This is a genomic window from Mesorhizobium sp. M7A.F.Ca.US.002.01.1.1 (genome assembly GCF_004022955.1).
Taxonomy (GTDB): Bacteria; Pseudomonadota; Alphaproteobacteria; order Rhizobiales; family Rhizobiaceae; genus Mesorhizobium; species Mesorhizobium ciceri.
Window position 1 is genome coordinate 1 of the sequence record NZ_RZQE01000306.1, and the last position, 7130, is coordinate 7130.

9 protein-coding genes and 1 pseudogene are annotated in these 7130 nt (G+C 59.7%); 7 read left to right on the forward strand and 3 right to left on the reverse strand.

Annotated elements, in window-relative coordinates; genetic code table 11:
• Window positions 1-71 precede the first annotated feature (71 nt).
• From EN932_RS24420 to EN932_RS38055, 7 genes and pseudogenes are all read left to right on the forward strand, one after another.
• Window positions 72-1280 (forward strand): glycosyltransferase family 9 protein, encoded by a 1209-nt coding sequence (locus EN932_RS24420; RefSeq protein ID WP_127370228.1) that lies wholly within the window; start codon window positions 72-74, stop codon window positions 1278-1280.
• Window positions 1281-1469: 189 nt separating this feature from the next.
• Entirely contained in the window at window positions 1470-1787 is a 318-nt protein-coding gene (locus EN932_RS24425) for a metalloregulator ArsR/SmtB family transcription factor (protein WP_063173989.1), read from the forward strand.
• Window positions 1784-2272, forward strand: coding sequence for an SRPBCC family protein (locus tag EN932_RS24430; RefSeq protein WP_127367185.1), 489 nt, complete (start codon window positions 1784-1786; stop codon window positions 2270-2272). The genes EN932_RS24425 and EN932_RS24430 overlap by 4 nt, the downstream gene beginning before the upstream one ends.
• 342 nt (window positions 2273-2614) lie before the next feature.
• Window positions 2615-3280, forward strand: a complete 666-nt coding sequence (locus tag EN932_RS39040; protein ID WP_245483318.1) for a hypothetical protein — start codon at window positions 2615-2617, stop codon at window positions 3278-3280.
• A 262-nt stretch (window positions 3281-3542) separates the two neighbouring features.
• Window positions 3543-3758 (forward strand): annotated as a pseudogene (locus tag EN932_RS24445) (IS1 family transposase); the annotation flags it as partial.
• A 75-nt stretch (window positions 3759-3833) separates the two neighbouring features.
• Entirely contained in the window at window positions 3834-3962 is a 129-nt protein-coding gene (locus EN932_RS39565; protein ID WP_275955654.1) for a hypothetical protein, read from the forward strand.
• 40 nt (window positions 3963-4002) lie between these two features.
• Window positions 4003-4266 carry a hypothetical protein gene (locus EN932_RS38055; protein ID WP_063170684.1) on the forward strand — a complete coding sequence of 88 codons (264 nt, stop codon included), beginning with the start codon at window positions 4003-4005 and terminating at the stop codon, window positions 4264-4266.
• A 150-nt stretch (window positions 4267-4416) separates the two neighbouring features.
• Here EN932_RS38055 and EN932_RS24455 read toward each other — a convergent pair whose 3' ends face one another.
• Genes EN932_RS24455 through EN932_RS24465 form a run of 3 tightly spaced genes read right to left on the reverse strand, consistent with a single transcriptional unit; the run spans window position 4417 to window position 7024 of the window.
• Window positions 4417-5160, reverse strand: a complete 744-nt coding sequence (locus EN932_RS24455) for an amino acid ABC transporter ATP-binding protein (protein WP_063170685.1) — start codon at window positions 5158-5160, stop codon at window positions 4417-4419.
• On the reverse strand, window positions 5157-6131 hold the full coding sequence (locus EN932_RS24460; protein WP_013525195.1) for an amino acid ABC transporter permease: 975 nt from the start codon (window positions 6129-6131) through the stop codon (window positions 5157-5159). Before EN932_RS24460 ends, EN932_RS24455 begins: the two co-directional genes overlap by 4 nt.
• A 59-nt stretch (window positions 6132-6190) precedes the next feature.
• Window positions 6191-7024: a transporter substrate-binding domain-containing protein gene (locus EN932_RS24465; RefSeq protein WP_127415985.1), complete on the reverse strand. Its 834-nt coding sequence runs from the start codon at window positions 7022-7024 to the stop codon at window positions 6191-6193.
• Window positions 7025-7130: the final 106 nt, after the last annotated feature.

The following is a 7130-nucleotide window of genomic DNA, read 5'->3' on the forward strand; positions in this document are numbered from 1 at the left end:
GTTCCAAGGCTGCCGATCCATCGATCACCACAAGCGGCACATGAGCTCTCTTGGACGTTTGTGCGCGCCCAATGACCAACATCCTGCCCCATCGTTTTGACGTGCTGAATATCTCGATGGCTGATCGGCTGGCTGTCAAATCCATTCTGGTTATCCAGGCGAAGTACATCGGGGACGTCATTCTGACCTCTGCGCTTATGCGAAATCTGCGCGTCGCCTACCCACACGCCATCATGGCCATGCTTTGCGCTCCTGGCCTGCGAGACTTGGTGGTCAGCCAGGGTATCGCAGACATAGCCATCGGATTCGACCCTCGAGGTGGTGGTAGAAGCCTAACCAGGCGCTTGAAGGAATATTCAAGCTTGGTCGCTGAGCTCCGCCGCCGAAAATTCGATCTCACCATCGATCTGACCGACTCGAAGACATCGAGGATGCTACACAAGCTGATCGGCGCCCCAATGCGCGTCGGATACGATCCCCCCGAAGTGCCTCTAAAATCTTGGGAAAGTCAGCCTGCCAATATATTTGCTGAAACCTTCGGCCAGGGAGGCGCGCATTACCTGTACCGATATCTTTCGCCGCTGAGAGCGCTCGGGATAACGTCGAGTGAAGTGACACCGAGGCTTGAGCCCACATCCATCGGACGAGGCGCTTCGACCCAGATTCTGGCTCAGAGCAATCTGAATGCAAAAGCTTTCGTCGCGGTGCACGCCGGAGCAAGGTTCGAAGGGCGGTGCTGGCAACCTGAACGGTTCGCCGCAGTGATCGATGAAGTTTATGAAACGACGGGCCTGCGGTCACTGCTGATTGGCGGACCTGACGAGAGCGCAATCGCGCAACGTATCCTGAATGTGGCGGTCTCCCCGTTGGCAAGCGTTGTTGGCAAAGCCTCGCTTGAGACACTAACAGCATTGCTTGCGGACGCGTTTATCTTCCTGGGAAACGAGAGCGGCCCAATGCACTTGGCCGCATCGGTCGGAACTCCAGTTGTGGGCCTCTACGGGCTCACTCCCCCAGATGTCTGGGGCCCAGTTGGCGTGCCTTACCGCACGGTTGAGCCGCCATTGCCTTGCCAGTGTGTTGCTCCCCATTTGTGCAAACCCAACAACCCGGGCGGCGTCTACTGCGTGCACCGATTGCCCGTTGCCAAGGTCGCTCAAGCAACACATGAGTTGATAGAGGCGGTGAGACAACAGGGGAATGCATCCGTCAATTCACCTTCTCCCGGCGGCGACGCGCTGATCCTCCCATCGGCTCAGGATCGGAGCCGGTTGCAGTAATGACCTCGGCATGGGCTTGGCAAGATCGTCCTGCAACGCTCTCATCGGCTCGCGCTTTTGCATGCGCCGCGGCTCGCCCGGGAGGCGCGGCGAGACGGGGCCGCCAAGGCGGCTTAATCAGAGTCAACGGGCCGCCCGTCGACTACTCCAAGGTTGACATGGAAGGCCCGTCGATTTAAGTTCGCGTTAGTGGCCACTAACGCGAACTACTGGACTGCGCTCGGAGATTCGACGAGACGAACGATCTTCGAACTGTTGCTCGAACAGCCTTGTTCGGTCAGCGGACTTGCTCGTGCGCTGCCTGTAACCAGACCAGCGGTCTCTCAGCACCTGAAGGTACTCAAGGAGGCCGGGCTTGTTGCCGACACGCGCTCGGGCAAGGAAAGCATATATCGTATCGATCCCGGCGGCCTGGCAAGTCTGCGCGCGGAAGTCGATCAGTTCTGGAGCAAGACCCTGGCGGGCTACAAACTAGTCGTCGAGCCTCCAAAGAAGGACCAGGTATGAGCAAGCATCCTGCTACCGAGCCTGTAAGGCACTCCGTCGTCGTCGAGGCATCTATGGCGCGTGCCTTCAAGGTCTTCACCGAGGATTTCGGCAGGTTCAAACCTCGCGAGCACAATCTTCTCGCAGTGCCCATTGCTGAGACGATCTTTGAAGCCTGGGTTGGGGGGCACGTTTACGATCGCGGCGTCGACGGCAGCGAGTGTCGCTGGGCTCGTGTATTGACTTACGATCCGCCGAGCCGGCTGGTTCTGAGTTGGGATATCAACCCGCGGTGGCAGATTGAGTCCGACCTGAACAAGACCAGCGAATGGGAAGTCCGGTTCACGGCGGAGACGGAGAACCGGACCAGGGTTGAGATCGAGCACAGGAATTTCGAGTGCCACGGCGAAGGCTGGGAGAGCGTGCGCGGTGGGGTCGATAGCGATCAAGGCTGGCCGCTGTACCTGCAGCGGTTCCACGATCTTTTCACCGGTCGGGCGCCCTGACGCCGTGCCGCGATTTGAGAACGTCGCTCGCAAGCACAGTTTGAGTCCATTGCGGTTCCGGTGAGCGGAGACAACATGGAAGCCTATTGGTTAAGCATTCTCGGTCGCGTTGGCAATCTACTCGGGTTCGTCCAAAGGATTTGCGGGAGGGCTGGCGGGACCGGTAATCCCTGCAGACGACGACAACCGGCTCTACCTCCGAGGGCGCCCTTCCGACAGATGGCGACCTCCCGAACGAACTGACCGTCAAATATTACGGTCAGCGCGGTAGCGCCGGCCTGATCATCTCCGAAGTCAACGACGTGGATCACGTCCAGCCACGGCTACGCGCGGATTCCCGGGATTCACTCCCAAGCCCAAAAGCAGGCCTGGCGCCCGGTGACCGAAGAGGTTCATCGTCAGGGCGGCACCATCTTCATGCAGCTGTGGCATGTCGGCCGACTGGCGCATTCCTCGCTTCTGCCGAACGGCCAGGCGCCAGTGGGTGTGACCGCGGAACAGGCCGTCGGCTCAGAGGTATTCGCCCATGGCCCGGACGGCCGGTTGCGCTTCATGGCGGCAGAGATGCCGAGGCCGCTCAGCACCGAGGAAGTGACGGCCATGGTGGGAACCTTCGCCAAAGCCGCCGCCAATGCCCGGGAGGTCGGGTTTGACGGAATCGAGATCCATGCCGCCAATGGCTATCTGATCGAGCAGTTCATGAACTCGGTGCTCAACACCCGCACAGACTGCTATGGCGGCGGCAGCATGGAAGATCGTACGCGCTTCCTGATGGAAGTCGTCGACGCGGTCGTGGCGGAATTCGGCCCGGGACGCGTGGGGGTTCGCCTTTCACCGTTCGGCAAGTATGGTTCGATGCCCGCTGATCCGCTCGTCGAGGAGACGTTCCTGTACATCGTCGAGCAGCTCGGGCGCCGCGGCGTGGCCTATGTCCATCTGCTCTATGAGCTGCTGCCCGTACGGCAACATGGAATCGGTCACGTTCGAGGCGCGCCATCTCGACCATGACATGCTCGCCAAGGCGCGAGCGTTGTTCCCCGGCGCGTTCATATGGTGCGGCGGCTTCAATGACGTCGAGCATGCCCAGGCCGCGCCAGCTGGCCATTGGCTGTGGCGGACCGGTCCGTCTATTACACCCGCAACGGTGAAGTGGGGTACACGGACTTCCCCGCCTATTCGAACGACGGCGCAGCAAGCAGGGCCGCCTGACACGGCGATAGGCCGAGCAGGAGTCAGGCTCAGCGCCACATTTCTCGTCACCGGCGCCAGTTCCAAAAAGGTGGAGGCTCACGCCAACGCCGTGGCGCTTCACTTCATGTACTACAATTTTGGCCGTATCCATGCGACCTTGCGGCTGACCCCGGCAATGGCCGCTGGCGTGACTGGCAAACTTTGGGAGTTTGGCGATATCGTGGCCCTGATCGAAGCGAAGGAATCCGAGAAGCCGGCGGTGCGCGGCTCCTGTAAGAAGCGCGCGTTCGCCTGACAGACCCCACCGAAGGGTTGCCCACTGCCGATTGATGTTGGTATCAAGACAGACCGATGAACCAGGGTCTTTACTATGGACGAATACGATAATCAGAAGGGCGCGAAGCCAGAGGATGTGCGCGCCGCCTTAAAAGGCTGGGCGTTTTTTGCGGCTGCAACGCTTGCAATCTTCGGCGTGGCCTACGCCCTGATTGAGATGTAGTAGCAATGAAACATTTCTGAGGGTTCGCGATTAGGGCTAAATGGCCCGCTTCTTCTTCGATCTAGTCGACAATGGAACCTCATACCCGGACACGGAAGGCACAGACCTTCCAACCCTAGCTTCTGCCGAAGATGAGGCAGCAAGAGCGTTGCTCGAAATAGCCAAGGACCAGATGCCGAACGGCACATTCCGCCAAGTCGCATTGCAAGTTCATGCCGGTACAACCGCGCCGCTGTTTGTGGTAAAAGCGACGTTCGAGCTAATCCGCAACGAGCCTTATCCCGATCAGCGAGTGGGAGCCTAACCATCTTGCTGTTGAAAGCGCCCGACGCTTTCAGATGCGAGCGGCGGCACGGGTGGAGACTTGCGCTCCACCATAGCAGAGACCGTCCGCATTATCGCTGAATAACTAACCCCCTACCCTCACCGCCATTGGCTTGGCAAAATGTGCGTATCAGTGCTTCAGTATCTGGCTGAGAAACAGCTTGGTGCGATCGTGCTGAGGATTGCCGAAGAAGCTGTCCGGCTTGCCTTCCTCGACTATCTGGCCGGCATCCATGAAGATGACGCGGTCGGCCACCGCCCGTGCAAAGCCCATTTCATGAGTGACGCAAACCATAGTCATGCCGTCGCGCGCTAGCCCGGTCATCGTATCGAGCACTTCCGACACCATTTCCGGGTCGAGTGCCGATGTCGGCTCATCGAACAGCATTACCGCCGGCTTCATGCACAGGCTTCGCGCAATGGCGACGCGCTGCTGCTGGCCGCCCGACAGCTGGACCGGGAATTTGTTCGCCTGTTCGGGAATGCGCACGCGCTCCAGGAACTGCAGCGCGGTCTTGCGTGCCTCGGCGGCGGAAACGCCCTTGACCCACATCGGCCCGGCCATGCAGTTCATCAGCACGGTCAGATGCGGAAACAGGTTGAAGTGCTGGAACACCATGCCGACATTGCTGCGCACGTCGGCGACGTTCTTCATCTTTGGGTGAAGATGGATGCCGTTGACGGCGATGTCGCCCTCCTGATGCGATTCGAGGCGATTGAAGCAGCGGATCAGTGTCGACTTTCCGGAGCCGGACGGACCACAGATGACGATGCGTTCGCCTTTGTGGACCGTCAGATTGATGTCCTTCAGGGCATGGAACTGGCCGTACCATTTGGAGACGGCTCTGGCTTCAATGATGGCTTGAGCGCTCATCGCACCTTGCTCCTGGCATAGTGTCGTTCGATGCGGGACTGGATCAGCTCGAGGCAGATCGACAGCATCCAGTAGATGAGAGACGCCGAAATCAGCATCTCCATGTGCTGGAAGGTCTTCTGACCCAGCGTGCGGGCAAGGAACATCAGTTCCCAGACGCCGATGACCGAGACCAGCGAACTGTCCTTGAGCATGGAAATGAACTGGTTGCCGGTCGGCGGAATGATGACCGGAAGCGCCTGCGGCAGTATGATCCGGCGCATGGTCAGCGAAAAGCCAAAACCCATCGAGCGCGATGCTTCCCATTGACCACGGTCGATGCTCTGGATTCCCGATCGGAAAATTTCGGTCATGTAGGCGCCGTAGCACAGCGAGAGCGCCAGGATGCCGGCGGGAACCGCACCGACCACGAAGCCCAGTTGCGGCAGGCCGAGATAGATCAGATAAACCTGCATCAGGAGCGGCAGGCCGCGAAAGAACGAAGTGTAGAAGCTTGCGATGGCGTAGGCGAAGCCGTTGGTGGACAGCTTGGCTACGGCACCCAGTATGGCGATCAGGGAGGCGATGATGATGGAGATGGCCGAGACGTAGAGCGTGGTCACCACGCCCTGGGAAATCAGGAATGGCAGCTTTTCCCGGATGAAGGGCAGGCTGAGATGAAAGGTCGCGAAGAAGGCCAGGAAGAGCAGCAGCAGTTCGAACCAGACGATGGCGATCTGGACACGCAGCGAGGCGAAGCCGATCAGGACGACATTGAGGACGAACAGAAGCGCGATCACGAAGGCGATGGCAAACCGACCATAGAGGCCGCTCTGCGACGGTTCGCCGATGACCGGGCGCATCAATTCGCCGAAGCTCGTCGACGTCAGGTTGAAGGCGAGGAAGATCGCAAAGACGACGCCGAACATCGTCGCCACAAACCACGGCTTGTGCACGAGGACTTCAGCTTCGACGGTATCGGGGTAGAGCATAGCCTGTCCCTTCGAATGGTCGGCGGCCCGCACAGGCGAGCCGCCAGCGAACGTCGGAACTACTTTACGACCGAGTAGTCGACCCCGTACCATTTCCTGGAGAGCGTGCTCAGCGTTCCGTCGCCTTTCATGGCCTTCACGGCATCGGCGATCCTGGCCGAGAATTCCGGGTCACCGTGTTCGATTGCGACAGCCAGGGGCTCATAAAACACCGGATCGCCGATCTGCTTGATCGGATAACCGGCTTTCACGGCATCGACGATGCTGGGCTGCGACGAGACGACGGCATCGAGCCGAACGCCGTCACCGACCCGCAGATCGTCGAAAGCGGTGGTGGAGTTCTCGTAGGAGTGCACTTCCTTCGGGTTGAGCTTGTATTCGAATGGCGGCGCACCGGCCGCGTCGAGCGTCAGATCCTTCTTGGCATAGGCTTCGAAGGTCGATGTCGTCGTCGCGCCGACAACCTTGCCATCCAGATCGCTCAACGATTTGGCCTTGCTGTCCTTGTGAACCGCAACCGCTGCTGGCGTGTAGTAGTAGACAGCGGGAAAATCGAAGATCTCGGCGCGCTTCTTCGTCGGCGTCATCGAGCCGACATGCATGTCCCAGCGGCCGACCCAGTTGCCGGCGGTGATGATGTCCCAGCCCGGCGTCACGAACTCGACCTTGACGCCGATGCGCTTGCCGATCTCCTTGGCGACATCGATGTCGAAGCCGTCCAGCTCGTTGCTGGCATTGAGGAAGGACTGCGGCGCCCAGTTGGCGTCAGTTGCGACCTTGAGAGTTCCGGCCGCCACGACACGGTCCAGCACCGCGCCGGCCTGAGCCGGAAGCGTCGTCAATGTCAGGGCAAGCGAAGCCGCCAATGTCGCCAATTTCAGAGATGTTTTCATGTGTACCGTTCCCCTTGTTGTTGTTGCCAATTTAGAAATGAGACTGCCGTCGCCGTCTTCCGGCGAGGCAGAGGAGGTTTGCCGCGCCGATTGCTCGGAACGAAGG

Coding starts and splice junctions, on each gene's coding strand:
- EN932_RS38055 (WP_063170684.1), top strand. CDS start 4,003: ATGGCCCGCTTCTTCTTCGATCTAGTCGACAATGGAACCTCATACCCG.
- EN932_RS24455 (WP_063170685.1), bottom strand. CDS start 5,160: ATGAGCGCTCAAGCCATCATTGAAGCCAGAGCCGTCTCCAAATGGTAC.
- EN932_RS24465 (WP_127415985.1), bottom strand. CDS start 7,024: ATGAAAACATCTCTGAAATTGGCGACATTGGCGGCTTCGCTTGCCCTG.
- EN932_RS24420 (WP_127370228.1), top strand. CDS start 72: ATGACCAACATCCTGCCCCATCGTTTTGACGTGCTGAATATCTCGATG.
- EN932_RS24460 (WP_013525195.1), bottom strand. CDS start 6,131: ATGCTCTACCCCGATACCGTCGAAGCTGAAGTCCTCGTGCACAAGCCG.
- EN932_RS24430 (WP_127367185.1), top strand. CDS start 1,784: ATGAGCAAGCATCCTGCTACCGAGCCTGTAAGGCACTCCGTCGTCGTC.
- EN932_RS39565 (WP_275955654.1), top strand. CDS start 3,834: ATGGACGAATACGATAATCAGAAGGGCGCGAAGCCAGAGGATGTGCGC.